Below are 25,679 nucleotides of genomic sequence, written 5' to 3'. Positions count from 1 at the left end.
CCACTCCGTACGCCTCGTTGCCGTCGCCGACTTCGACAACGGGACGTGCGGGCCAGCACATTGGGACGCATGGCTCCCTCGGCGATACGGCCCATCTGTCACCCAGAGCGAGTTCACATCCGCCCGGCACCCGCCAAGCCGACCTCCAAACGGTGGGCTGTCCCGGGCGCAGCCCACCCGCAGTCCGTCCTGCCACGGCAGACCTGGCAATCGGATCGGAAGGCGGGTAGCCAGGCGGCCGTACGAGACGCACCCGTCACGGAACACACCTCGCCCGGGATTTCCGGCACTATCAGTTCCGTCGGCCAACCGATCTGACGGTTTCGGTAGCCCGTCCGGGCTGCCGAAGCGGGACGTGTCCGAACGTTCCGACGGAACGCCGGCGACGGTGCCATGGTGGATGCATGAATGCAGACCTCTCGGCGGCCTCCTCGTTCATGGCCGCTCATGCCCGAGTTCTCGATCGTCGACGGTTCGAGATGATCCTCGGCGAAGCCGACGCCGGCTCCGTACTCGCGGCCGTCGACGGCTACCGCAATCAGGACGGCGGGTACGGCTGGGGGCTCGAACCGGACCTGCGTGCGCCCGAAAGTCAGCCCGCTGGCGCGCTGCACGCGTTCGAGGTGTTCCAGGAGGTCGCTCCGGCCACAACGCCACACGCGGTGCAACTGTGCGACTGGCTGGCGTCGGTCTCGCTACCCGACGGCGGCTTGCCCTTGGCCCTGCCGGTCGAGGACGCGAGCGGCTGCGCACCGTTCTGGGCCCAGGCCGACCCGAAGGTCTCCACCCTGCAGAGCACGTCGTTCGCAGTCGGCGCTGCCTTGCGGGTGGCCGCGTACGACTCCGCCGTCGCCGCCCATCCCTGGCTCGACCGGGCGACGCAGTACTGCCTGACCGCAATCGAAGCGATCGGCGACAGACCGCACGCGATCGAATTGTCGTTCGCGTTGCGCTTCCTCGACGCCGTGTCCGATACCCGCCCGGAGGCGGTAGCGCTGCTCGACCGCCTCCGCCGGTTCATCCCCGAGAGTGGTGTGCTGCCTGTCGAAGGTGGTTCCTCGGACGAGGTCATCCGGCCACTCGACATCGCCCCCGCTCCCGGTCGTCCCGCTCGCACGCTGTACGACGCGGACGTCATCGACACCGAGCTGAGTCGGCTGGCTGCCGAACAGCAGGACGACGGTGGCTGGTTGGTCGATTTCGTAAGCTATTCGCCGGCCGCCGCCCTCGAGTGGCGCGGATACCGGACCGTAGCCGCCTTGTCGGTCCTGAAGCAGAACTCCGCAATCTGACACCGGCCACCCGGCGTTGTGCCGGCCGTTCCGACGTCACAACGGGCACATGTCTGCCGAACGAGGCCGGTCGGCATGGCGATGGCGGCCAACGCCATGGTCCACGACAGTTGACGGGGCAGCGAGGCGAGGCGTGCTGGCAGCATGGTCCTCATGGCCGTAGAGGGACTGGGGAAGATCGCCGTGCGCTGCGCACGCGAATGGGATGCGGACGCGCTGCTTCAGATCGACTCGGTGGCGATGGACGGCGACGACGAGCGGCGCATGAGCATCCACCGGTGGTGCCGACGGGGCCTCGTCGCCATGGCCGAGGATGCGTCGGGGGCCCTGGGCTACTGCGTGGTGGAGTACACGTTCTTCGAGCAGGGCTTTGTCGCAATGCTCATGGTGGCGCCCGCCGCCCGTGGCCGAGGCGTGGGTACGCGCCTGCTCGCCCACGCGGCGGCATCACGCACCACCCCGAAGCTGTTCACCTCGACGAACGTGTCCAACCAGCCGATGCAGCGGCTCCTGCAGCGGGCGGGTTGGAGCCCGGTCGGCCTGCTCCACGGCTTGGACGAGGGCGACCCCGAGCTGTTCTACCTCTGCCCACGGGAACCTGCCGCTGCTCGCCCGTGACAGGAACCTCTGAATACTCGACAGAGCGGCTCGCGCGCTCTGGTCCGGAGGTTCCGGCGGATGACGGTGGAAGCCTCAACTGCCGAGTCGGTCAGAGGGCGGCGAGCAAGTCGTCGAGTGGTGCGGGTACGCGGTCGGGCTCGAGGGCCTCGACGAGGACGTGGCCGTAACGGATCTTGCGTCCCTTCTTCGTGCCGAGGAAGCGCCGGAACTGCTGCTGCGAGGTGCGGCCTTGCTGTGCGGGCTGGTGCAGGAAGGTCTGCAGGGCACGCAGGTCGCCCTCCTCCTGGACGAGCTCCTCCACCCGTCCCACACCCACTGCGCGGATGAGCTCGTCCTCCAGATCCGCCGCGCAGACGAAGAACCCCTGATGTGCCGCACCGGCCCGCTCCAAGCCCCGCGCGTAGTAGCGGGCCTCGGCCTCGTCGCACAGTCCGGTGAGGCGGAGGCCCAGGCCCGGTGGCCCGAGGATGTGTGCGAAGCGCCCGACGCTCATCGCACCGCCCATCGACAGTACGCACACTCCTTCGGCCGCCAGGTTCCGGCCGCGGCTCCCAGCCAGAGCGCTGACCGCTGCGACGTCGCTCGGCCCTTCGAGCAGGACTGCTGCCCGGACGCCCAGTCCCGTGGCGAGTTCACGCGCGGGGTCGCCGGGACCACCGGCCGCCCACGCGGTGACCGCCTCCCGGAACAATCCCATGTCAGCCATGGGACGAGTCTCCGCCCTTTCCGACTGTCACGGTAGGGATTTCCTGCCGACGCCCCGGTCGGTTGCGGGCAGTCGTGCCCGGTCGGCAGAAAGGCGTGAGAGCCGCGAAGGCCGCGTCGTCGATCAGGGTGCCGCCGAGGCGCATCACCACCGTGCCGGCGGGGATCGGGACCGTGGCGTAGAGACCTTGGCCCTCGATCGGGGACGAGGGTAGTGCGGCGCTGGGTATCAGCCAGGATTCCGCTGGGTGACGGCGTGCGCTCATGCAGCAGAGCGTACGAGCGGCCGGTCAGCGCTCAGGTTCTCGCCACTCCCCCGCCCCGCCCGGTGCTCCGACCGGGCTCGTCGGCGGTGCTCCCCCACCGGTTCCGATCGGGGAGCGGACGGGGATACCCGGTGGCTTTCGTGGTCCTTCCCTCGCAGAGTGATCGCATGACGACTCCCGTTCCCGAGTTCCTCCCCGGTCTCGAGCTGTCGCGGATCCTCTACGAGGAGGCGGTGCGGCCGATTCTCGATGAGGCGTATCCAGGGCTTCAGTACGCCGCCGCGAGGGTAGGTGTCGGATCCGAGGTGCTCGGCTTCGATACCGCACGGTCGGCGGATCACGACTGGGGCCCGCGCCTGGATCTCTTTCTCGCACCGAAGGCGGCTGCCGAGTACGGGGCCGACCTGCACGCACTCCTGAGGGAAAGGCTGCCGAAGGACGTGCGGGGCTGGCCGACCCATTTCCGTCATGGGGACCCGGTCGACCCGGTGGGTCTCATGGAGCGCACGGACGGTCCGGTGAACCACCGCGTCGCGGTGAACGACGTCAGCACATGGCTGGCCGGTCGGCTCGGCCCCGGTTCGGCGTCCGGCGAGCCGACGGTGGGCGACTGGCTGGCGATGCCGCAGCAGAGGCTCGCCGAGGTCACCGGGGGCGCGGTGTTCCACGACGGGCTCGGCACGCTCACGGCGGCACGGCGCCAGCTGGCCTGGTACCCCGATGAGGTGTGGCGGTACCTGTTGGCGTGCCAGTGGCAGCGGATCTCCCAGGAGGAAGCGTTCGTCGGACGCTGCGCCGAGGTGGGAGACGATCTCGGATCGGCCGTGGTCACCGGGCGGCTCGTGCGTGACCTGATGCGATTGTGCCTGCTCCTCGGACGAACGTACGCGCCCTACAGCAAGTGGCTGGGAAGTGCGTTCCGTCGGCTGCCGGTCGCCGAGGACCTGATGCCGTCGCTGCGGGGCGCGGTGACGGCAACGGAGTACGCGGCGCGTGAGCAGCACCTCTGTGACGCCTACGAGGTCGTGGCCGCTCTGCAGAACGACACGGGGCTCGCCGAGTACGTGGACCCGACACGGCGGCGGTACCACAACCGCCCGTTCCAGGTGCTGCATGCCGAACGCTTCGCGCACGCTCTGGAACGGACGATCACCGACCAGGTTCTGCGGGGCCTGCCTCTGTCCGGGAGCGTGGACCAGTGGACGGACAACACCGATCTTCTTGGGCAGCAAGGTCCGGTGCGTGCGGCGATCAACGCTCTCGGATGAGGGTGAGGGTGAGGGTGAGCGGCTCAAGACCTCTGGCGCGGCCGGATTCTTTCGACGAGGTGCCCGGGGGTGTGGGTGCTCGGGCGTGCGGGGTGCGAACAGGGCGAGAATCGTCGGCCAGGTCCGGCCGAGGGGGACGGAGATCCGCCGGATCGGTCATCCACGGCGAACTGCTCACCGCGACCACACCGTTGCCGGCCCGCGTTCCGGGAGCCGAAGCCGGCGTGCCCCTCCTCGTCGCCGCGATGGGACCTCAAGCCCTGTGCGTCAGTGGCGAGTTGGCGGACGGAATCCTTCCCTACCTCGCCGGACCCCGCGCCCTGTCCGAGCACATCGTGCCGACCGTGACCGCGGCGGCGGAGGCGGCGGGCCGCCCAGCGCCCAGAATTGTGGCTCTGGTGTACGGCGTGGTCACCGATGATGCCGACGCCGTACGCGCAAAGGCAGCCGAACAGCTGGCGTTCTACGAGCAGTTCCCGTCCAATGCGAGGGCCATCGAGCTCTCCGGCGGCAAACGGGCTGCCGACGTGGCGGTGATCGGCGACGAGCGCATCGTCGCCGACGAGGTGCGACGCTATCGGGACGCCGGGGCCACGGAGGTGGTGTTCTCAGGGACGGACATCGCCGGGGACACCGACCGCCGCCGTACCTGGGATCTGCTTGGCCGGCTTGCGGAGTAGTTGGTCCCCGGATCCGTCCGACGTGGCTGTTCGTCACCGGCCCTTGACTTGGAGTCCTCTCCAGCACCTAGCGTCTCGGCCATGACGACACCTCAGCACAAGATCGGATCGGGCTTCGGTGCGCGGAGCACCACGGACGACGTACTGAGCGGGGTCGACCTCTCCGGCAGCACCGCGATCGTCACCGGTGGCTACTCGGGACTCGGCCTGGAGACCACCCGCGCCCTGGCGGGTGCCGGAGCCCGCGTCATCGTCCCCGCCCGGCGACGGGCGGCCGCCGAGGAGGCGGTCAAGGGCATCGACGGCGTCGAGACCGACGACCTCGACCTGTCCGACCTCGACAGCGTCCGCGGATTCGCCGAACGGTTCCTGGCCTCCGGTCGCGAAGTCGACATCGTGATCAACAACGCCGGGATCATGGCCTGCCCCGAGACGCGTGTCGGCCCGGGGTGGGAGGCGCAGTTCGCCACCAACCACCTCGGTCACTACGCGCTGGTCAACCATCTCTGGCCGGCGATCGCACGCGGTGGCGCGCGCGTCATCGCCGTGTCCTCCGGCGCCCACGGAATCACCGGCGTGCGCTGGGACGACGTGCAGTTCGAGCGCGGTTACGACAGGTGGCAGGCGTACGGGCAGGCGAAGGCGGCGAACGTGCTGTTCGCCGTGCATCTCGATGCGCTCGGTCGGGACTCGGGAGTCAGGGCGTTCGCGCTGCATCCGGGCAGCATCCTCACCCCGTTGCAGCGCCACCTTCCGAAGTCGGAGATGGTCGAGGCGGGCTGGATCGACGAGAGCGGCAACCCGACCGATCCCACCTTCAAGACGCCCGAGCAGGGCGCGGCGACTCAGGTGTGGGCGGCGACCTCTCGCCAACTCGCCGGCCTGGGCGGCGTGTACTGCGAGGACTGCGACGTGGCCGAGCCGGCCGGCGACGGCTCGGAGGGCGGTGTGCACGCACATGCGACCGACCCCGAGCAGGCCGCGCGCCTGTGGGCGCTGTCGGCCGACCTCACAGGCGTCAACGCTTTCGCGGCGGCGACGTAGAGGGGCCTGCCTTCGGGGACGCGGACCAGGAGGACACCGCTCTTTGAGGACACGCGCCCGAGCCGGCCATTCGCAGGTCGGGTGGAGGCTTGGGGCTTCGGGTACGGCTGTGAGCGTGTCGCCGTCCGACGGCTCAGCAGACTCGCCCACCTGGAGCTCCCACTCGCCTGCGACAGACGGCTCCGGCCCTCGCCCTCCTGGTCACCGAACACCGAGCCCCGGAACGCACCGGGCTTGCAGCCCGCAGATGTGAGAGTTGACTCTCACATGATGTGAGAGGAAACTCTCACATCATGGATTCCAGGAACCGGCTGGGCGATATCGAGATCACCGATCCGCAGGCGATGCGGGCGTTGGCGCATCCCGTGAGGCTGGCGATCCTCGACCGTCTGCTACGACACGGGCCGGCGACAGCAACGCAACTCGCACCCGAAGTGGGAGCAACTCCCTCGGTGACCAGCTGGCATCTGCGGCACCTGGCGGGTTTCGGGCTGGTCCGTGATGCCGAGGCCGGGGCGGACCGCCGGCAACGGCGGTGGGAGGCGGCAGCCCGTGGTTTCCGCTTCGAGGCGCCGGAGGACGAGGAGGGCAGGGCGGCCGCGCAGGTCCTGTCCCGGGAGATGTTCGTGCGCTACGGGGATCTGCCGGACAGATGGCTGGCCGAGGTCGAGCCCGGCCTGGAGCCCGTCTGGCAGAGGGCCAGTGGACTTGCCCACACCCGTGTGGTCGTTTCGGCGGAGGAACTCGCGGCGATTCAGGACGGGATCGAGCGGGTGCTTGCGCCGTACGTGACACGCGACCCTGCCGAGCGTCCGGCGGGAAGCCGTGGCGTCCGGCTGATGCGCTACGCACTGCCGGAGCGGGACGAGGGGCGCACGGACGGTCGCCCGTGACCGCCCCGGCGACGGACACTCCGGCATCCCTGTGGCGTAACGCGCGCTTCCGCCGGTTCTGGGCGGGACAGTCGATATCGGAGTTCGGTGACCGGATCACCGAACTGGCACTGCCGTTGATCGCGGTGACAGCGCTCGGTGCCTCGGCCAACCAGGTGGCATGGCTGACCGCGCTCATCTGGACGCCGAACCTCCTCGGCATCTTCCTGGGGGCCTGGGTCGACCGACGCGTCCACAAACGACGCCTGATGGTTCTCGCCGATCTGGTGCGCGGTGCGGTGCTGATCAGCCTGCCCGTCGCGTACCTGCTCGATGCGGTGAGCCTCGGTCAGCTGTATGCAGTGGCGTTGCTGACCGGCGCCGCAGCCGTGCTGTTCAGCACCGCCTATCCGCCCTTCTTCGTTCAGCTCGTGCCTCGCTCGTCCTATGTCGAGGCCAACAGCAAGCTCAGTACGAGCCGGTCGGTGTCGTACGTGGTCGGGCCGGCGGTGGGCGGCGGTCTCGTGCAGGCGTTGACCGCTCCCGTCGCTGTCGTCGTCGATGCCCTGTCGTATCTGGCCTCCGCGTTCCTGATCGGGCGGATCCCGCTCGGTGAACATCGCGCCGACACCGGCGGAACCGCGGTTCCTTCATTGCTCCGGCGTGCCGGGGAAGGGCTGGCCTTCGTCGGGCGGCACCCGGTACTGCGTGCAGGGCTCGGCTGTGCAGCGACCGTCAACTTCTTCACCTTTGTTGCGGGCAGCGGGCTGATGGTGCTGTTCGCCAGCCGTGTGCTCGGACTGTCCGCCGGAGTCATCGGCCTGGCGATGGGCATCGGCTCCACCGGCGCTCTCCTCGGTGCCGTGATCGCCCCGCGGGTCTCGCGCCGTATCGGTGTGGGCCGCAGCATCGTGGTGGGAGCGGTGCTGTTCCCGGCGCCCATCGCCATCGCGGCGTGCGCGGGAGGCCCGCTCTGGGCGCGTGCCGGAGCGCTGGCCGCGGCGAGGTTCCTCTCCGGAGTCGGCGTCATGCTCTTCGACGTCAATCTCAACTCCCTGCAGACCAGCGTGATCCCCGACGGGATGCGCAGCCGCGTGGCAGGTGCTTACAGCACGCTCAACTACGGCATCCGCCCTGTCGGGGCCCTCGTCGGCGGCCTGCTCGCCACCGTCTTCGACCTGCGGACGGCGCTGCTCGTCGGGGCCGTCGGCGGAGCCCTGTCGTTGCTCTGGCTGCTCTCTTCGCCCATACCGCGCATCCACTCCCTGGCTGCCGACGACGTGGCCACGGCACGCGGGGATGGCGAGCCGAGCAGGACCGGGTAGCGGGCGCGATCCGTCTGCCGTACGGGCGGCCGGGAGTAGCTGAGGACCTTCTTGGCGTGTCCGGCGCCGGACCGACCAGCAACCGGGCACGGGGTCCCACAGGTACTCCACGTCGCCGAGGCCTGCTGGCCTCACCTGAGCCATCTCCCTGGCCTGGTCGAACTGGTCGAGCAGTACGCCCAAACGATCGGTCCGCGCGCCCTCGATCGCCATGCCCGGCTCCCCTCGCCGTCTCTTATCCCGTTGCGCTCAGGCGGAAACTAACGGCCCGCCCCACGGGGCGCGACTGATTTCCCCAACGGGAAGCGGTGCGGCACGACGCTGAGAGGTGTTCTCAGCAGTCGAGTCAAGTCGAGTCGAGTCAGAACGCCGAGATGAAGAGGTGAGTGGCGAGTGCGGCGATCAGGCCGCTCGAGAGCAAGGCGGTGACGAGCCGCCCGCGGCTGCCGGTCAGCGTTCGTCCCAGCAGTGCCCCGCCGCCGACGAGCAACAACTGCCAGCTGGTGGAGGCCACGAACGCAGCGAGGACGAATACCGCCTTTTCCATGAAGTGGGCAGCCGCCGCGATATCGCTGCCGAGCACGAGCGCCGCGAAGTAGATCACGGTCATGGGGTTCATCATCGTGATCGCCAGCAACGCCGCAAAGGCACGCGCGGGAGTGAGGGGCGTCGACTCTGTTCGGGTCGCGGTCTGCCGTTTGCGGTACTGGCGGATGCCCGTGGCGCCGCCCCAGAGCGCCAGCACCATGAGGACCGAGGCGGAGGCCCACTGCAGGGGAAGCATGACCGGCTCGACGAGGGGAGTGATCGTGGAGCCCCCGGCCACGGCGATCAACGCGTAGAGGCCGTCAGCGGTTGCCACCCCCAGAGCGGCGAACGCACCGATCTTGGGAGACGTACGGGCTGTCAGGGCCACCAGGTACGTCCCGACCGCTCCCACCGGCATGGCGATCCCGAAGCCGGCGAGGAGCCCCGCGACCAGAACGGCGCTCACGAGTGCGGGAACTTAGGCCTTCGCGGTCGGCCAGGCTGCTGCTGGGCTCGCACCGATCGGGCGGTGGAGGTCAGGAGCACGGCGGCGGTGGTCGTAGTCATGGGCGGATGTTGTCGGTAGGGCGGGCGGTCTTTCAAATCATTTTCCGTCCGTTTCACAGCCAGGGCCACGACCAAGGCGAACAGTGCCCTCCTGAAGGGTGGTCGGTGACCGTCACCGAGCACCGCCAACCGCCTGTCTGCCTGGAAATCCACGAGCCATCCGGTCAAGGTCCATGCATGATGCCTTCCGTGAACCATGTCCTGTGCGGGCTCGCTGCCAACGCGGCTCTGCCGTCCGAGCTGGTCGACCGGCTGATCACGGTCGCGGACGCCGATATCGCCGCGGCCCTCGCCGGTCACGCGGACCTCAGCCCTGCGCAGGCGGTCGCGTTGGCCTCGTCCGCCGAAGAAAGTGCGGTGCGGCTCGCGTACCAGGGCCGGCTGACCGCCGCCGACGTTGATCCCGCGGCACAGCCTCGCGCCGCCCTCGCCCTGCTCGAAGAGGGTGCCGGTGGACCGGAATGGGCTCGTCTCCTTGCGGCCGATCCCGTTGTCGACCATCGGGAGAAGCTGGCCCGCTGCCCCGACCTCCCGCCCGATGTGGTGGAGATGCTCGCCACGGACTCGGACGTGCGCGTCGTCGCGGAGTTCGCGTTGTGGACCACGCCTGATGCGGCCGCCAGGCTTGCGGGGCATCCACATGCCGAGGTCCGCCGCGCTGTGGCGGTCAATGAGGCGACGCCCCCGGCCGTACTGGCGGCGCTCATCAGCAGCGACGGGCTGTCTCACGCGCGGCGGTGCCTAGTCTGCGACCGCGAAGATCCGCCGTTCGTGCACGATCCGCAATGCTCACGGCTGGATTGCGATCTGCTGCCGGGCGCCTCCTGCGACGGCTCCCACGAATCCACCGTGCACGACTTGCTGCATGCGGCACTGCAGAACCCGGCCACGCCCGTGGAAGCCGTTGTCGGCTTCGCCGATCATCCTTCGATGCTCCTGCGCTGGGCACTCGCCGCCCGCCCCGACCTGCCCCCCGAGGTGTGCGCACGGATCGCCGTAGATCCCGTTCCCGGTGTCCGCGCCGACCTCGCCGCAAATCCCTCGATCGACGACGACGTGATCCGTGCCCTGGCCGAGGACGAGGACCACACCGTGCGGCGACAGTCGCGCACAACCCACACGTACCGCTCGACGTGCTGACCCGGCTGGCCGGCATGGCCACAGTCGGCTCCACCCTGCTGCCGCGGATCGCGTCCGCCTCCCCCACCGAGGTCAGGGAGCTGGCCCAGTCGCCGGACCCGGCCGCGCGGATGCTCGTGGCCCACCGACGGGACCTCCCGGCCGAGATCCGCGACGCGCTGGCCACCGATCCCGACGCCAAAGTGGTCAAGTCCGTCGCTCCGCACCCCGGCCTCCTCGATTCGCAGCTGCGCTCCATGGTCGTCCGGCACGGAGTCCGGGTCATCGCCGAAGTGGCGGCCAACCCGGACGCGACTCCGGCACTGCTGGAGTACCTGACCCGACACGAACCACTGGTACAGAAGGCGTTCCGCCAGATCGCCCGTCACCCCAACGCGACGGCCCCGGCACTGCTCGCCTGCTTGGCGGACCATCGGGCGAGGCCGATAGCCGCCGGTCATCCGACACTCCCGCCGCTGGTTGTCGCAGAGCTGCTCACTGATGGGAACGGTCAGGTAGCCGAAGCGGCGGCAGCCAACCCGTCGTTGCCGCTCGCCGTGATGGCGGAACTACTGCCCCAGGGCCTCTCACCGTTCGGTCACGAAATGTGATGGAGCGCATGGTGTCCCGGCCCTGGTTGGACACGTCGGCAGCGGAGACGGGTGGGCACGCTCGTACGCGAACGGATGCTCCGAGTAGAGGAAGATCACTGCGATCACGAGCACGCCCACTGTGAACCCGCCGAGCCAAAGGACCGGAACCCAGTCCATCGCGAATGCCCCGCTTCGTTCGTCGCCAGGATTCCTTCCTCGGATGACCAACGTCAGCCCCAGCAGAAGGGCGACCGGAACCTCGATGAGCAGCAGGATCAGACTGATACAGCCACCCGCGAATCCGTCACCTCGCGAGTCGGAACACCTCCCGGACCGGGCATCAGTCGCAAGCAGACGCGGCGTACGCGAACTCGGTTCGAAGGCCATGACCACACCCCCGTACGGTGCGCCGTGCACTGCGTCGCTGTTCACCGGGCCGAGACCCAGTCGTGCTGAGCCCAGCACCCTGCCATGACGTGTCCGGCCGATCACGCCGCTCGGTGAGGTGCAGCGAGGGAGAGGGCCCGATGAGTGCGGTGGGGCTGAGTCGGGCGGAAGCGATCGCGCTCGTGCAGCGGATCATGGAGGCGGACTACTACGCCTGTGAGGATGAGGTGAACGACTGGCTGGACAGGCTCGACAGAGCTCTTTCCTGCCCGTCCGGTCACGTCAGCGACCTGGTCTTCTGGCCGCCGGTGCGGGAGTTGTCGGCCGAGGACGTGGTCGACCATGCCTTGGGGTATCGGCCGATCGTCTTGTGACGCCGGTAGTCACCTGCGGAGCCAGATCACGAAGGTTGCCGCGGTGGCGGTGCCGAGGAAGACGTAGCCGCGCTTGTCGTAGCGAGTGGCGACTGCCCGGTGCTGCTTGAAGCGGACGTGCGGCCTTCTGGGCCATCACCGTGTTCGCTGCTGCGGTCACGAAAGTGGCTGTTCCAGGACTGGATCGGGTCCCGCAAGCGCCGGCGGCGCCTTTCGTGACGAGGTTCGGGTGTTGCCCCTCCGCATCACCGGCCGACCGGCCACCCTCCGCCACCGCACCAGCCTCCGACGGCTCCTGACGAACCCTCAGGTCAGGAGCAACGTCTCAGGCGCGGCGGACCCGCCAGAGCCACACTGCCGTGCCGGCCAGCAGAACCAGCGTCGCCAGGTTGGCGAGGAGGGCCGGGCCGTCGCCCGACGGGCCGCCACTGGACAGGTTCCACGTGACTATGAAGGCACTCGGCAGGACGGCGGCAAGCAGCACGCCAGTGGTCTTCTGGACGGCGGCCCAGTGCACCGAGGTGCAGAGAAGTACCGCGCCGGTGATGCGGAACAGGACGCCGAACACCGGCCCGGGGAGGTCAGGGAAGACCATCATGAAGGGCAGCGAGAGAGTGAGCATCAGGAGCGGGACCAGGGGGTGCACCTTGCCCCGTCGGGCGGGTGTACCGACACCGTCTCCGCCCGTGGTCCCGACAGCCGCGTTCCCCGACTCGGCCAGCGCTGTCGCCGCGATCATGCGGGGGTCCCCCAGCTCCGCCAGGACCTCGCCGATGGGGGTATCCGGGTGTTCGGCGCGCGTCACCTCGATGTGTTCGGCAAGGTCGGCGAGGAGTTCCTGGCGACGTTCGGCGGGGAGCGCGGAGGTCTCGCGCTCGACGGCGGAGAGGTAGTCGCGTACGGGATCGGCAGAGGTCTTCATTCGTGGTCTCCGGTGGAGGGGTGCGGGGTGGTCAGGAAGGCGTCGACGGCGTCGCGGAAGCCGGGCCAGACCCGGGTGAACTCGTCGAGTGCGGCCCGGCCGCTGTCAGTGAGCGCGTAGTAGCGGCGGGGTGGTCCGGAGGCGGACTCCTGCCAGGTGGTGGTGACCAGGTCGTCGCGGCGGAGCCGGGAGAGCAGCGGGTAGACCGTGCCCTGACTGGTGGCCAGGGCGCCGGAGTTCTGTAGGGCGTGGAGGAGTTCGACGCCGTACCGGGGGCGGTCCCGCATCAGGGCGAGTACGCAGTACTCCAGGACACCCTTGCGCAGCTGGGCGGCTGCCCTGGCCTGCCTGGCCGAATCACCTGGTTCCATGCGATGCAAGATACCTGGTGGGGCAAGCAAATGAGAAGGGGCCACGGATCCCCTGGACCCATCAGTCTGGAGGTGCCGGTGCCGACGACCTTCTGGGCCGTCACCAGGCCGCGATCAGGCGGGTGAAGCAGACAAACCCGCAGACCGGAAGCAACCGCACGGCAGGACGTAGTCGGCCTGCCGTGCATACGGGGCGGGGTCGGCGACGGACCAGCCGGGCCTGCGCTGCGTGTGCCGAGATGTTCAGCGACGCATTCGCCAACTCTGGGGTGTCCCGTGAGCGGACACTCAAGGCCGAGCGGTCCGATCGGGCTTCTCCAACAGCCGGTCGAGGCGGTGCCGCTGAGCCGACGTCAGATCAAGGCCTGCCGCCGCAGGATTCTCCTCCAGGTGGTCGATGCGTGCGGTACCCGGATCGGGAGGATGACCGGCGAATGCCCGAGAAGCCAGGCGAGGGCGACTTGTGGGGGTGTCGCCGGTCTCGGCGGCCTGCGGCGATCTCTGCCCTCTCGCCCGACGCTCCCCACGCAACGGGCCGCCAGGGCAGAATGGCGATCCCCGCCGCCTCACAGGCCGCGAGCACGGGCTCGTGCTCGAGGTCGAGGTCGAGGTCGAGGTCGAGGTCGAGGTCGAGGTCGAGGTCGAGGTCGAGCAGGTTGTAGCGGTCTGGACGCTCGAGACGTCGATGATCTCCAGAGCCCGGTCGAGTGCGGCGGTGGTGACCTCGGACAGTCCGATCCGCCCGATCTTCCCCTCGGTCTGCAGCTCCCGTAGCGTGCCGAGCTGGTCGGCGAGAGGTGTTTCCGGATCGATGCGGTGCAGTTGCAGTAGCTCGATCCGCTCGACGCGCAGTCGGCGCAGGACCTGTTCGACTTGAGCGCGCAGAGCGGCCGGACGGCCGTCCAGCCCCCACTCGCCCGACTCGGGCGACCGGGCGACGCCGACTTTCGCCGTCACCTCGGCCGCCGTGAGCACATGGACGGCACCGTCCAAGCCGTCGCCGGCCTTCTGTCCCAGCAGCAGACCGCAGACCAGATCCCGGCTCGGCAGACGTGAGCACGGAAGCCCCACCGGCCCCTTCGACGTCCCACCGCTCACCGTGCACGAGCTCGTTGGGAGCGGACCAGGTGAACAGGCCAGGCGCCCGGACGGGAGCCCGGCCACCCTCCGGTGAGGAAGGGTGGCCGGGCTCAGGGTCATGCCTCGCGCCCTTCTGCGCCCGCCAGCCGATCCGATGGTCATCCCTGAGCCCTCGGTGGCGCGCTGCGCGGCTTTCAGGCGTCGAGGGAGTTGGCGTTCCTCAGTTCCGCGAGCAGTTCGTTCTGTCCGGCCAGCAGCTCGGTGAGAATGCGCCGTGCGGCCCGAAGGAGTTCCGCCACATCGCCCCCGGCGAGTGCGTAGCTGACGGTGGAGCCCTCTCGGATGGAGATGACGATCCCCGAGCGGCGTAGTACGGCCAGTTGCTGGGAGAGGTTGGACGGTTCGATCTCGATGGCGTTCAGCAGTTCGCGTACGGGCACGGGGCCGTTCTGGAGAAGTTCCAGTACACGGATTCGGACTGGGTGTCCGAGCATGCGGAAGAACTCCGCTTTGGCCTGGTACAGCGGCACCTGCATGCGAATTGCACTCCCACCCGGGTCGACCATTCCATGAGCCGACAACCATTCCTGCTGGTCCTCGGCGCCCAGTCCGTCCATCCTCCTGCTTCCCGAACCCCCTGCGCCCTTGACTGAGCACTTTCAGATGTGCCGAGTTGAAGAGTTCTTCAACTCGTGGGCATGCGGAGCCGGGAAGCAGGAGAAACGTCTACAGTTCCAGTTCCGTCTCGATGCGTCTGAGCTGGTGCCTGGCCATGGCGAGGTTCGCCCTTCCCTTGTCCAGGACGAGGTAGAGGAACAGGCCGTTGCCCCCGCGCCCCTTGATCAGCCGGATGAGGTGGTACTGACTGCCGAGGGTGATCAGCACATCCTCGATGTCCTCCCTGATACCCAGCATCTCCATCGTTCGGATCTTCGCCCGGACCACATCGGTGTTCCCCGCGGCGGCTACCGTCAGATCGAGGTCCTTGCCTCCCCCCAGCGTTCCCAGGGCCATGCCGGACGTGTAGTCGACCAGCGCAACCCCCACGCTCCCCTCGATCGCGGTCATCGCCTCCTTCAGAGACGTCTCCACACTCAACATCGGTACTCGCTCCCTCAGCCTCGGACGAACCCGGCCCGTTTCATACCTCCGAACCAGGTGGTGATCGCCGAGGCTACCCACCGGCGCCCAACAGGATTGGAAAGAGCGGGAATTCGGCGGGAAACGAGCCCACACCCTAAAATGCACCACCACCTCGAGGTCACACAGCCCTGGTTGCCCGCACGATGTGGCCGTTACGGCCGTGTTCTCCCGAAGCCACGACGAAGTGACAAGTAGCTCTCTGTGATCAGAGTGACATTCAGTCAGGGACAGCGAGGCGGGTCCTGGGACTTCGCCGACCTGGAGGGCGGCGAAGTCGGTGTGGGCCTGTTCGACGGCTTCGGGATACGCCTCGCGCTCGGCGTGCTCGGCGAGCGCCCGGTAGATGCTCGCGACGGAGGGGTTCTGTCCCTTGCGCTTGCCGGTGGGGATGATCAGGTCGGGCTGGATCTGCTCGACGGACTCGCCGCCCGAGTGACGCCGCGGGACGGTGTGCAGCATGTCGTCGGTGATGACGGGCGGTCGGCCGTCATGCTTCCCCTTGCGGGCCGCGGTGTCGAGCCCTTCGAGGGTGGACTCGCGGATGTGCTCCCGCTCTGTCTCGGCCATCGCCGCGAAGAAGGCGGGACAGGCCATAGCGGCGCAGTTGAGAAGGCCGGAAACGTGGGAACGGGCAGGCGAATCCGGCGGAGGTGCCCCCCTCTCTCCTCGGTGCATCGCAGTCCCGAACAGAGCAAGTCGAGCGTGAGCCTTGTGCCCCCACCGGAGTACGGGTCGGTCGACAGCAGCACCGGGTGCCGGAATGGGGGGCGGAAGCGGATCCGGCGTCTACTCCCGCCGGCTCCGTCGCGTGGTGGTGGATAGCGGGACCATTGGATGATCATCGATACGGTGGCATCAACGGATCCTGACCGGGGTGGACAGGTCATCACCTGTCCACCCCTTCCGCGTCCCCGTACGTCAGCCGGTGAACCGCTCCCACAGGGCAGCCTCATCCGCGGCGAGCGGTGGCTCCCACACCAGCCTGCCGCCGATCAGCCCCGGCAGGCGGCCGGTGGCCGGCTGCGGATTCTCCAGCTTGTCGGCCGTCTCCTCCAGCAGCATGCTCAACGTCTGGTCCCCGACAGTACGCACGGACGTGTCGTCCCAGTGGCCGACCTTGCCCGTCTCGGCGTCGACGAACAGGCCATAGCTGGTGTCGGTCACCGACCATGAGCAGAACGGAATCCACGACGGCTTCCATACCGTCTCGTCGTCCGCGCTCCACCCGAGTCCCAGCTTCCGCCGGTTGTCCCTCTGCCACCGGTAGGACGTGGCCACCGTGCCCAGCTGCATCAACGCCCAGTCGTAGTCAGGCATCACGCCCGCCCCCGGAGTGTCCTTGCCCCCCGCGCACAGCAACCACAACGCCCGTAGCTCCACGGGTACACGTACCCCAAGTGCTTGCTCCAGCGCGGCGATCTCGTACGTGGACGCGCCGGGCAGCAGCGCCGCGCGGGTGGCGGACGCGTGCTGCTCGAGCCAGCTGATGATCCGCCGCCATGCATCGGTCACCTGTCGCGCAACGATCTGTTGCCTACGGGGATCCGGCACTTCCGCGGGGGCCTGCTCGTCGCCGGCGTCGGGGAGCGGCCCGGTCGCCTCGACGTCCCGGATCTCGATCCGGTCTACGTCCAGCAGAGGCGGACCATGGGCGTAGCGCACGATCAGGGATGGGCACGCATCGAAGGTGTCACTGTCGATCGTCGCCGCGTACAGGCCGAGCCTGCCGGCGCGCTCGCCCAGGCGTGGATCGTCGGCCAGCTGCCGGGCCAGGGTCTTGACCGCGTACAGGACACCGTCGCCGAGCTCGATGCAGCGAGCGCGTATGTGGTCGGGCAGGTCAACATCGACGGTCACCGGGAAGCCTGCTCCTTGCGTGTGGCTCGGGCGTACCGCTGGGCGCGTTCTGTTACGACGTCAGCCCCCACCCTGTGGACTCTTCACTCCCGCTGCCACCGATTACGATCCGCGATCAGAGTGGCCGAGATGCCGATGACGGCACCGGCCAGTGTGGAGAGCAGAGGCATCCAGTTCATGCGCAGCAGCTTGTCCGAACCAGCCCGCCAGGACCAGGGGTCTCGCTGCGGAGGCGGCACCGGCCTTCGCGATGCAGGGCGGGCGCGACCTCGCCAGGAGACCATTTGGGCCCCATGTCAGTCATGGTGCTCAGGTCGTTCGAGCCGGTAGTGGGACATCTCAAGTTTCAAGACGCGGAGTCGGCTGCGCAGACGTCTCTCGGGCAGGAGTCGTTCAGAAGGTCCTCCTGGAACATCACCAAGGCCCTGACCAAGAGGTCAGAGGAAACTTGCCCGGTGTGACAGTCACGCTGCGGCGGGCGGAACGCAGGGTTTCGATGAAGGAGCGCGTTCCCGGTAGCGCCGGTAGGCCAGGACACGGACCACGACCGGCTCATGCCGGGCAGGTCCGCTGCCGGCCCGGATCTGTGACAGCCACGACCCGTCACGCGATTGCCCGGGGTGGTCGGCTGCAGGGCGGCGCGGTGATGCCGAGTGGGGTGGTGGAGGGCAGTCACAGGGTTGAGGAGCTCAGTGCGATGAGGGCGATGGCGACAGCTGTGAGGACGGCTGCCGGTGGTGCTCCCTTGTAGTCACTGGCGCGCAGGTGCGTGGCGACTGCGCCGATGAAGTAGAGCGTCAGGGCGGACGCGGCGGCGATTCCGAGGGGCACCCACCAGAGTCCGATGACGAGGCCGCCGGCGCCGGCTATCTGGGCGACGCCCAGGAACGGCAGCACGCCCTATAGGGCAGGCCAAGGGTGGACATCTGGTCGACGAGCCGCGTCGGCCGGGTGAATTTGGCGCCTGCCGAAGCCAGGAGCACCGCCGACATGAGTGCAGCGACGATGGCATAGGTGATGAACATGGTGAGACCTCGACTGTTCAACGGGGGTGGAGTATCTGGACATTCGCCGACCTGGCGGTGCTTTGCTTCGCAGGTCAGGCGATTTCGAGCAACAGGGCGCTGAGTTCCGCCGGCCTGGTGATCATGGCGTCGTGGCCGGTGTCCAGCTTGTGGACGCAAGACGGTTCGCCGTTGGGCTGAAGCTTCGGGATGGGCCGACGTGTGACGCCCTCGGGCTCGTTGCCGATGCAGAGAATGTGAACCCGAGGGATGGACGCCTGCGCGGGGTTGTCCATCTCGGCCGACTGTCGGAAGCAGAGGACCGACTCATCTGCCAGCGTGGTCTTGAGCCAGGCGATGTCGTCGGGGTCGGTGACTCCGAAGAGGCCGTGTGGCGCGGGGAACTCCGGCAGAGGCGGAATGCGCCAGGGCTCTGCACTGCCGGCGGCACCGTCGATCATCACCTGTGTGAGCGGCATGACGTCGATGGCGTTCTCGCCGTGCGTCGGCACCATCGCGTCGAGGTACAGCAGGCGTGACATGCGCTCGGGAACCTGGTTCGCCACGCTGGAGATGACCATTCCCGCGTAGCTGTGTCCGACGAGGACGATGTCGTTCAGGTCGTTGGCGAGAATGAGGCTGACAATGTCGTCGACGTGGGTGGTGAGGCCGATCTCGGGGCTGAGAAGGTGTGCCTTGTCACCGTGGCCGGTGAGGGACGGCGTGAAGACACGGCGGCCCTGGGCGGTGAGTAGTGGGGCGACACGGTTCCAGGACTGTCCGTCGTGCCATGCACCGTGCACGAGGACGTAGGTGGTCGGGCAGGTCATGACTGTCTCCTTGACATGGGTGTGTATTCACTGACGGGTGAACTTGTGTTCCACGCGCGCACGGGCTGGGGCGTGCTTGCGGTGCAGGGCGGCTGACAGGCCCGGCACGATGACGGCTGAGGCGACGGTTCAGCCTGATTCGCTTGGTACGGCGGGTGCTACGCCGGACGCGAACTTGTCCATGGACCCCAGAACGCTCGAACGCGGCAGTCCGCCGAGATCGACTCGTCCGATGAACCGGTTGGCACCGAACGGTTCCTTTTCGATCATGAGCTTCTCGGTGGTCTCCTGCGCACTGCCGACCATGAGGGCGCCGTCGGGACCGGCCATCGCCTCGAAGGTCGGACGATCAAGGTGAACGCCGCGGCCCTGCGCGAAATACACGCGGTAGTAGGGGTAGAAGGTCTCGCGGGCTCCCTGCGACCTCGCACCGACGAAGAGATGGGCCGCCGCACCGATTCCGAGCGCGGCCCGCGGGTGCGCGGCCATCTCGCCGGTCTGCCAGTACGGATCGGCGGCCGTTGGGCCCGGGCGGGACTGCCTCCCAGACGCGCCGGCGTCATCGGCAGCCCCCGACAGCCGCACGGCGGGCGCTGTCCGGTGACCCTCCAACCGAATACGTCGAGTCCTGCCTGGTCGGTGAGGACGCCGGCGTCCTCGATGTCGCGGACTCGTTGCGAGCTGGTGGCGCCTGGGACGAAATCGGTAAGGGAAATGACGCCGAGTTCGACTTCGGCGCCCTTCGAATGGGTGAGCTGCATGCCCTCGACGCCAGGCAGCCGACAGGTACCCAAAGGTACCCTTCAGCTCGTGAGCCTCCGTCCCGGCACCGTCTTCCTCGCCGACTGCCCAGCCCGCCTGGCCATCGAGATCATCGCCGGCAAGTGGGCCGTGGTCACGCTCTTCGCTCTGAGCGACGGCCCCGTGCGCCACGGCGAGCTGGTCGAGCTCATCGGAGGCGTCTCACGCAAGGCACTGACGCAGACGCTGCGCCGCCTCCAGGACAACGGGCTCATCGAGCGACGCGCGTACGCCGAAGCACCACCACGCGTGGAATACAGCCTGACCGAGCTCGGGCGCACCCTGGAGGAGCCCATCAGAAGGCTCACCGAGTGGGCAAGAACCAACGGTGAGGCCGTCGTTGCCTTTCAAGAGACAGCTGAGCAGAAGGACCAATAGGTCCCGAAGAGCGGGGCGAGCTGCCGCAGCGTCAGGTTCGTCAGTCAGTACGCGGCGACCAGCAGGACCTGGTCCTCCCGCAGAGAGGGCTCCATGGCCGGCCCGAAGCGATCGATGACCTCGGGCAGCTCGAAATCCGAGGAACGAGGAAAGCGCATGACGGCATCTTCCCGTTCGCCGCTGCCCTGCGGCCAGCCGATTGCGGGTCGGCTCGGGGTGGGAGGTGTGAGCTGACGTGGAGGTACTCCGTCAGGCTCCGAGGACGATGCGGGTGCGGAAATGGCCTGGGCCGGCCCAGCCGTAGTCCGCGCGATCGAGGAACTTGGCCTTGATTGCCAGGCCTTCGACCTGACTGGAGCTCCACGTGCTCGACAACCCGGGCACCTACTCGCCACCGCCGCGCTGACTCACCACGGCAGCCAGGTGCCCGCCGGTCAGCCGACCTGGGCCGCTTGCACGCCCCAGTTCGAAACCTCAGCGAGCTTTGTCGCTTTGTGGCTCGACGCACAGGAATTGAGGGCCTCGGCTCGCCCCGGAGCAGGGTCGTTCGCAGCCTCGGCGGGACCGCCGGTGCACTTTTGCCGCTGCCCGCGACCTCTCGGTCAACTGCCTGGAGGCGGGCTCTCACATACCTACCCCAGCCGTCGATGAACCTGCTCTGACCTGGTGTTTTCCAAGAGTTCAGGTAGCGTGGAAAGTCCTGTCGGACGCCAGAGGGGACTCCGTGAGCGGGAGAGCCAGCGGATATGACGCCACGAGCATCACAGTTCTGGAGGGGTGTGAGGCCATTCGGAAGAGGCCCGGGATGTATGTCGGCTCGACCGGCATACGCGGCCTGCACCACCTGTTGTTCGAGGTCATCAGCCGGTCGGTGAACGACGTACTGGCTGACGGTGGTGGTTGTGTCGACGTCACCCTCACACCCGACGGCGGTGTCCGTGTCACCGACGACGGGCCAGGTGTCCCCGTCAGAACGGCCGGGAACACCAACAGTGCCGGCCTCGAAGCCCTCCTGACACGCCCGCACCCCCGAGCCGGGCCCGGCGACCCTCACGCCGTGAATTGGAGCCTCTACGGTATGGGCCCATGTGTCACCAATGCTCTGTCGAGCCGCCTCACGGCCGAGGTGCGGCGCGGGCACACGCTCTGGGTCCAGGAGTACTCACGCGGCGCCGCTCTCGCCCCGCCCGCAGCCATGGGGCCGGCGACCGGCAGCGGAACTTCTGTCGCCTTCTGGCCCGATGCCGACATCTTCGACACCATCGACTACTCGTTCGCTGCGTTGGCCAAGCGCTTCCGGGAGGTGGCCCTCCTGAACCGGGGCCTGAGCATCTCACTGACCGACGAACGCCCACCGGGCGGAGTCCGGTCGGTACGCTTCCAGTACCCCGACGGTCCCAAGGATTTCGTGGCCTTTCTCGACTCTGAATCCGGGGCGCACGCTACCGCGGACATCATTGGCTTCGAACACGAAGACACGCGGATGGCAGGAACAGTAGCGGTAGCCCTGACCTGGCACGGTGTGCGCGAGGAACGAATCCGGACCTTCGCCAACAGCGTGCCCACCCCGGAGGGCGGCACCCACGCAGACGGGTTTCGGACTGGGGTGGCATCTGCGGTCAACACGTACGCGCGTGAGCGACAGCTGCTGACAACGGAAGATGCCGATCTCACCGCCGACCGAATCGGTCATGGCCTGACAGCGGTCGTCTCAGTGAAACTGGCGAGTCCCGAATACTTGGGCCCGACCGGCGGCCAGCTGGGCGGCGCAACCGTGCACGACTGCGTCGAGCAGGCCGTCCAGACGTACCTCGGCACATGGCTGGCTCAACACCCGGAACAGGCCGCTGCCGTCGTCGCCCGCATCATCCACCGGAACAGGCCGCTGCCGTCGTCGCCCGCATCATCCAGGGGACACTGCGGAACTGACGCCTATCCGGCGAGGGCGACGTTGGGCATATGACCGATGCCGGCCAAGGCGCGGTGGACGCCTTCGCTTTGACTCGGCAGTCGCGGACGACCGTCAGCACGCCGCTAGGCCATGTATCGAAAGTGGATCTTGGGTTGTGCATGATCACAGATCATGGGTCGGGAGATCTCACAGACGAACAGTGGGCGGTGCTGGAAACACTGTTGCCGAAGGGTGCCAGGGCGGGGCGGCCACCGATCTGGCCTCGACGGCAACTGATCGACGGCATACGGTTCCGGGTCCGAACCGGAGTGCCGTGGCGAGACATCCCGGTCGGATACGGACCGTGGAACCGGGTCTACGACCTGTTCCGCCGGTGGCAGCGGGACGGCACGTGGCACCGGATCCTCACCCGGCTCCAGTCCCTGGCCGACGCGAAAGGCGCGATCACGTGGGAACTGAGCGTCGACTCCACAGTGTGCCGCGCTCATCAGCATGCGGCCGGGGCCCGCAAGCAGGGTGATCTGCAGAAGGAACCACCGGGCGGTGTGTTCACCGAGCCGAATGATCACGGGTTGGGACGCTCGCGCGGCGGGTTCACCACCAAGCTGCACCTGGCCGTCGAGCAAGGCCAGAAGCCCATGTCGATCGTGGTGACCGCCGGGCAGCGCGGGGACTCACCGCAGTTCGAACCCGTGCTGGAGAAGGTTCGCGTGCCTCGCATCGGGCCGGACCGGCCACGCGTCCGCCCCGATCGCGTGCGGGCAGACAAGGCGTACGCCTCCCGCAAAAACCGCGCCTACCTGCGCCGACGCGGGATCCGCTGCACGACCAGGCACGCAACCGCCAGAAGCTCGGCTCCCGTGGCGGCCGGCCGCCGCATTTCGATCCGGCCGACTACCGCGAGCGCCACGCGGTCGAGTGCGGGATCAATCGCCTCAAGCGACACCAAGCCGTGGCCACGAGATACGACAAACTCGCCGTCCACTACGAAGCCACTGTGCTGGTCGCGGCGATCAACGAATGGATATGAATGGCTCCGGCGTACTCATAATCGCTAGCCTCACCGGCTATGAAGCAGCGCCAGCAGAAGAAGCTCTCCCGCCACCTCTTCGAAGCAGTCCTGGCAGGTGACGCCATGCGCACGAAGGCCCTGCTGCGCAGTGGAGCAAGTCCAGAGAGACGGAACAGTGACGGCACCACTCCGCTGTACCTGGCTTCAGTGCAGGGCGAAGCCGAGATAGCTCGTTTGCTCATCGAAGCCGGGGCTTCTCCCGACACCGAAAGCAGCGGCCTCGGCTCTGAGGGCACACCGCTCTGCGCAGCCGCCTGCTGGGGGCACACCGAAACGATCCGGCAGTTGTTGACGCATGGCGCCGATCCCAACCTTCGCGAAGACCACGGCACAGGCAAGTCCCCGCTGGACTGGGCGAACAGCGGCCCTCACCCTGACACTGCCGAGATCCTTCGGGCAGCAGGGGCGCAACCGGCAACTCACCCAACTCCGTAGCTAGCGCGCCTCAGCACTCACTTTCGCAACAGGGCCTAGTGGATTGACCCTCAGCGTTGTTGACTCGGCTGATTGGTGGCTTGCCGTTGAGTGCGGTGTGGCAGCGGTGGGTGTTGTAGGTATGGAGGAAGTCCGCCAGGGCCGCGGTGCGTTCGGCGTTGGTTGTGCAGGGCCGCAGGTAGGCCCGCTCCTCCAGCGGGGTGCGGTTGAAGCGTTGACCTTGCCGTTGGTCTGCTGCCGGTAAGGGCGGATGCGCTTGTGGGCGATGCCGGCCGTGGTGAAGGACTGGGTGAAGTGCTTGGACTTGTAGCAGGCGCCGTTGTCGGTCAGGACCCGTTCGACGGTAGTGCCGTGGCCGGTGAAGAACGTCTGGGCACGTTGCCAGAATGCGATCAGGCTCGCCGCCCGCAACGAGGCGACTGTCCTCGTCGCGGCCGTCAACGAGTGGCTGTGACCCTTGGCCGTCAGGCGGTGGGATCCACGTTCCACGCCGCGGGCAGATCGCTGTCGCAGAAGACGCAGACGAAGTCGTCCTCGCGCACGATGTTGTGCTCCTGGCAGTCGGGGCACCGCCGGAATACCACCTCGTGGGTGAAGCCGGAGGGCCGCCCAAGTTGTACGCCGTCCAGAGCACGGGCGACTGCCGACCAGGAGGTGACGTCCGGGCAGTACCCGGTGGACTGGTTGCTGATCTCTCCCACGGCCCACCGGTCCGCCTCGCGCATGAAGCTGATCTCGCCGGCACTCAGAACCATGTCTCCGCCGGCACAGGCCACGTGCTCGCTTCGTCGCGGCGCCAGCCGAAGCACACCATCCCTACCGACCACGAAGGTGAACGGTTCAGCCAGCTCCGCCGCCGATTGCTCCACGATCCAGCCACCGAAGTCAGCCGCTGAGCCAATCCGGCACCCGCCGTCACCAGGCCGGACCGCAGTCTTCAGCTCGACCGGTCCGACGTACCTGTAATTCCGCCCCCGCCCACTCACACCAGCCAACCTAGAGCACTTCCGACGCATGCTTCAGTGCGGGAAGCGGCGAGGCGGGCGAGTCACTACGGTTTCCCGGAACTCAGCTATCCGCGAATGGACTTGGCGCATCAGGTACGTGTCCTCGATGCGATCCAGGTAGAGGCAGCGGTCCGCCAGGCCGGGGAGGTCGAAGGCGAAGTACAGGGACATCAGCGGATTCACGAACAACTCGCTGCCCCGGGTGCGGTCAGTGAACCGGACATCGCCGAACGAGCCGCGCACGGCTGCCGCGATCGAACCGTTCACAATGCTGGGATGCTCCGGGGTGTGGTGCTGAGCGTGCGCCACCGCGTCAAGGTAGAGGGCGCCCTCACGGGTGGCACGCGGTATCGAGAACGCGCCGAGGTAGGCACCGTCACGGTCCAGAGCGGCGATATTCTCCAATACCTGCACGTGGTTGACCCCGTGGTAGGCGTCTACTCCGAAGCCGACTGACACGACGAGCCGGGTCGGTATGCCGTCCAGACCCGCAAGCGCCGCCACGCTGGTCAGGTCCTCCTCCGGAGTCCCGAGCCCGGCTTCGTCCCCGCGCATCAGAATGTCCGTACCACCGTCGACCAGCACCACAGCGTCGACATCGTGCAACTCGACCAGCGCCTCGTAGGCGGCACGCAGGGGGCGTACCCCGGTCTGGGGGAAGGCGTACACGGTGGAGGGGTAGCCGTGCAGACGCAGCCACTGCGCGAGGGTCCGTTCCGGGAAATAGCTCTGGTGCGAAGCAGAGCCGGGTGTGACAGCGGCCAGATCAGGAACGACCCAGTCCTCGAGCGGGAGACCGGTTAGTGCGCTGAATGAGAGGTTCGCAAGATGTACCTGCTTGCCTTGATGCAGCAGGGAGAGAGCCAATGGAAGACCGGAGTAGATGTCGAAGCCGCCGCCCGCACCCGCGACAAGGATCCGTTCGGCATCGGCGAGCCGGGTGAAGAGCGGGTTGGAGTGGAGGAGCGTCATGAAGACCATTGTCCGGACCCCCACCCCCGAGCGCTCCCCATTTCTCGCCCTGAGACGAAGCCACCGAGCAACCGGGAATGCCCCCAAGACGGCGGCCCGTCCCAATGGCTCCCCCCGCGAAGAGCGCCCTGCCGCGCGCCTACGCTGCCGACCGGCCGGGGCGAAGCTGCGGTGGAATCTCACCGCTGACAGGCGGAGAGGACCGCTCGCCCGCCCTCGCCGCCCGCCCTCGCCGCATGAGCTTCCAGCCTTCG

The 25,679-nt window shown here is 68.0% G+C and carries 23 protein-coding genes and 5 pseudogenes; 13 read left to right on the top strand and 15 right to left on the bottom strand.

The genetic code is table 11. From position 1 onward, the window contains the following. Positions 1 to 437 precede the first annotated feature (437 nt). Positions 438 to 1,292 carry a hypothetical protein gene (locus tag OG844_RS43465; protein WP_406387720.1) on the top strand — a complete coding sequence of 285 codons (855 nt, stop codon included), beginning with the start codon at positions 438 to 440 and terminating at the stop codon, positions 1,290 to 1,292. Between the two features lie 153 nt (positions 1,293 to 1,445). Next, positions 1,446 to 1,910, top strand: a complete 465-nt coding sequence (locus OG844_RS43460) for a GNAT family N-acetyltransferase (RefSeq protein WP_406387721.1) — start codon at positions 1,446 to 1,448, stop codon at positions 1,908 to 1,910. A gap of 91 nt (positions 1,911 to 2,001) precedes the next feature. Here the strand turns inward: OG844_RS43460 and OG844_RS43455 are convergent, their stop codons facing one another. After that, positions 2,002 to 2,619, bottom strand: coding sequence for a TOPRIM nucleotidyl transferase/hydrolase domain-containing protein (locus OG844_RS43455; RefSeq protein WP_406387723.1), 618 nt, complete (start codon positions 2,617 to 2,619; stop codon positions 2,002 to 2,004). Positions 2,620 to 3,051: 432 nt separating this feature from the next. Between OG844_RS43455 and OG844_RS43450 the strand changes: the two genes are divergently transcribed. The 5 genes and pseudogenes from OG844_RS43450 (at position 3,052) to OG844_RS43430 (ending at position 8,073) form a co-directional block, all read left to right on the top strand. Then, a complete protein-coding gene (locus OG844_RS43450; RefSeq protein WP_406387725.1) occupies positions 3,052 to 4,152 on the top strand; it encodes a DUF4037 domain-containing protein in 1,101 nt (366 codons plus the stop codon). A 161-nt stretch (positions 4,153 to 4,313) separates the two neighbouring features. Continuing rightward, a pseudogene (locus OG844_RS43445) lies at positions 4,314 to 4,832 on the top strand (LLM class flavin-dependent oxidoreductase); the annotation flags it as partial. A gap of 81 nt (positions 4,833 to 4,913) precedes the next feature. Continuing rightward, on the top strand, positions 4,914 to 5,876 hold the full coding sequence (locus OG844_RS43440; RefSeq protein WP_406387726.1) for an SDR family NAD(P)-dependent oxidoreductase: 963 nt from the start codon (positions 4,914 to 4,916) through the stop codon (positions 5,874 to 5,876). 293 nt (positions 5,877 to 6,169) lie between these two features. Beyond that, positions 6,170 to 6,769, top strand: coding sequence for an ArsR/SmtB family transcription factor (locus OG844_RS43435; RefSeq protein ID WP_406387727.1), 600 nt, complete (start codon positions 6,170 to 6,172; stop codon positions 6,767 to 6,769). Next, positions 6,766 to 8,073: an MFS transporter gene (locus OG844_RS43430; protein WP_406387728.1), complete on the top strand. Its 1,308-nt coding sequence runs from the start codon at positions 6,766 to 6,768 to the stop codon at positions 8,071 to 8,073. Before OG844_RS43435 ends, OG844_RS43430 begins: the two co-directional genes overlap by 4 nt. Before the next feature lie 39 nt (positions 8,074 to 8,112). Here OG844_RS43430 and OG844_RS43425 read toward each other — a convergent pair. Further along, positions 8,113 to 8,286, bottom strand: a pseudogene (locus OG844_RS43425) (DinB family protein); the annotation flags it as partial. Positions 8,287 to 8,434: 148 nt separating this feature from the next. Further along, a complete protein-coding gene (locus OG844_RS43420) occupies positions 8,435 to 9,067 on the bottom strand; it encodes a LysE family transporter (RefSeq protein ID WP_406387730.1) in 633 nt (210 codons plus the stop codon). 290 nt (positions 9,068 to 9,357) lie between these two features. On the opposite strand from OG844_RS43420, the pseudogene OG844_RS43415 reads away from it, so the two are divergent. Both OG844_RS43415 and OG844_RS43410 read left to right on the top strand, forming a co-directional pair. Continuing rightward, a pseudogene (locus OG844_RS43415) lies at positions 9,358 to 10,898 on the top strand (hypothetical protein). 509 nt (positions 10,899 to 11,407) lie between these two features. Continuing rightward, positions 11,408 to 11,641, top strand: coding sequence for an e9imm peptide (locus OG844_RS43410; protein ID WP_406387731.1), 234 nt, complete (start codon positions 11,408 to 11,410; stop codon positions 11,639 to 11,641). Positions 11,642 to 11,966: 325 nt separating this feature from the next. On the opposite strand, the gene OG844_RS43405 is transcribed toward OG844_RS43410, so the two are convergent. From OG844_RS43405 to OG844_RS43365, 9 genes are all read right to left on the bottom strand, one after another. Continuing rightward, positions 11,967 to 12,563, bottom strand: a complete 597-nt coding sequence (locus OG844_RS43405) for an HAAS signaling domain-containing protein (RefSeq protein WP_406387732.1) — start codon at positions 12,561 to 12,563, stop codon at positions 11,967 to 11,969. Then, the gene (locus OG844_RS43400; protein ID WP_406387733.1) at positions 12,560 to 12,934 is read right to left on the bottom strand and encodes a PadR family transcriptional regulator; all 375 of its coding nucleotides are present in this window, start codon (positions 12,932 to 12,934) and stop codon (positions 12,560 to 12,562) included. Before OG844_RS43400 ends, OG844_RS43405 begins: the two co-directional genes overlap by 4 nt. 288 nt (positions 12,935 to 13,222) lie before the next feature. Beyond that, positions 13,223 to 14,032 (bottom strand): aldo/keto reductase, encoded by an 810-nt coding sequence (locus tag OG844_RS43395; protein WP_406387735.1) that lies wholly within the window; start codon positions 14,030 to 14,032, stop codon positions 13,223 to 13,225. Between the two features lie 176 nt (positions 14,033 to 14,208). Further along, complete coding sequence (locus tag OG844_RS43390; protein WP_329204919.1) at positions 14,209 to 14,550, bottom strand: metalloregulator ArsR/SmtB family transcription factor; 342 nt, start codon at positions 14,548 to 14,550, stop codon at positions 14,209 to 14,211. A gap of 190 nt (positions 14,551 to 14,740) precedes the next feature. Then, positions 14,741 to 15,115, bottom strand: coding sequence for a hypothetical protein (locus OG844_RS43385; protein WP_406395969.1), 375 nt, complete (start codon positions 15,113 to 15,115; stop codon positions 14,741 to 14,743). Between the two features lie 960 nt (positions 15,116 to 16,075). Further along, positions 16,076 to 17,014 carry an SMI1/KNR4 family protein gene (locus OG844_RS43380; RefSeq protein ID WP_406387737.1) on the bottom strand — a complete coding sequence of 313 codons (939 nt, stop codon included), beginning with the start codon at positions 17,012 to 17,014 and terminating at the stop codon, positions 16,076 to 16,078. Between the two features lie 672 nt (positions 17,015 to 17,686). Then, positions 17,687 to 17,911 carry a DoxX family protein gene (locus tag OG844_RS43375; RefSeq protein ID WP_406387738.1) on the bottom strand — a complete coding sequence of 75 codons (225 nt, stop codon included), beginning with the start codon at positions 17,909 to 17,911 and terminating at the stop codon, positions 17,687 to 17,689. A 202-nt stretch (positions 17,912 to 18,113) separates the two neighbouring features. Further along, entirely contained in the window at positions 18,114 to 18,848 is a 735-nt protein-coding gene (locus OG844_RS43370) for an alpha/beta fold hydrolase (RefSeq protein ID WP_406387739.1), read from the bottom strand. A gap of 129 nt (positions 18,849 to 18,977) precedes the next feature. Continuing rightward, entirely contained in the window at positions 18,978 to 19,337 is a 360-nt protein-coding gene (locus OG844_RS43365) for a hypothetical protein (RefSeq protein ID WP_406387741.1), read from the bottom strand. 270 nt (positions 19,338 to 19,607) lie between these two features. Between OG844_RS43365 and OG844_RS43360 the strand changes: the two genes are divergently transcribed. The 4 genes and pseudogenes from OG844_RS43360 to OG844_RS43345 all read left to right on the top strand — a co-directional run bounded on the left by OG844_RS43360 (position 19,608) and on the right by OG844_RS43345 (position 23,446). Beyond that, positions 19,608 to 20,027 (top strand): winged helix-turn-helix transcriptional regulator, encoded by a 420-nt coding sequence (locus OG844_RS43360; RefSeq protein ID WP_406387743.1) that lies wholly within the window; start codon positions 19,608 to 19,610, stop codon positions 20,025 to 20,027. Positions 20,028 to 21,222: 1,195 nt separating this feature from the next. Next, entirely contained in the window at positions 21,223 to 21,990 is a 768-nt protein-coding gene (locus OG844_RS43355; RefSeq protein ID WP_406387745.1) for a hypothetical protein, read from the top strand. 107 nt (positions 21,991 to 22,097) lie between these two features. Further along, positions 22,098 to 22,969, top strand: a pseudogene (locus tag OG844_RS43350) (IS5 family transposase). Positions 22,970 to 23,008: 39 nt separating this feature from the next. Beyond that, complete coding sequence (locus OG844_RS43345; protein WP_320780720.1) at positions 23,009 to 23,446, top strand: ankyrin repeat domain-containing protein; 438 nt, start codon at positions 23,009 to 23,011, stop codon at positions 23,444 to 23,446. A gap of 10 nt (positions 23,447 to 23,456) precedes the next feature. Here the strand turns inward: OG844_RS43345 and OG844_RS43340 are convergent. The 3 genes and pseudogenes from OG844_RS43340 to OG844_RS43330 form a co-directional block, all read right to left on the bottom strand. Beyond that, positions 23,457 to 23,836: pseudogene (locus OG844_RS43340) on the bottom strand (integrase core domain-containing protein); the annotation flags it as partial. Positions 23,837 to 23,910: 74 nt separating this feature from the next. After that, entirely contained in the window at positions 23,911 to 24,462 is a 552-nt protein-coding gene (locus OG844_RS43335; RefSeq protein WP_406387747.1) for a hypothetical protein, read from the bottom strand. 3 nt (positions 24,463 to 24,465) lie between these two features. After that, the gene (locus OG844_RS43330) at positions 24,466 to 25,425 is read right to left on the bottom strand and encodes a DUF1152 domain-containing protein (RefSeq protein ID WP_406387749.1); all 960 of its coding nucleotides are present in this window, start codon (positions 25,423 to 25,425) and stop codon (positions 24,466 to 24,468) included. Positions 25,426 to 25,679: the final 254 nt, after the last annotated feature.

Source organism: Streptomyces sp. NBC_00887, from assembly GCF_045207585.1.
The sequence above is the reverse complement of the archived record's forward strand: the minus strand, read 5'-3'. Positions and strand labels throughout refer to the sequence as shown.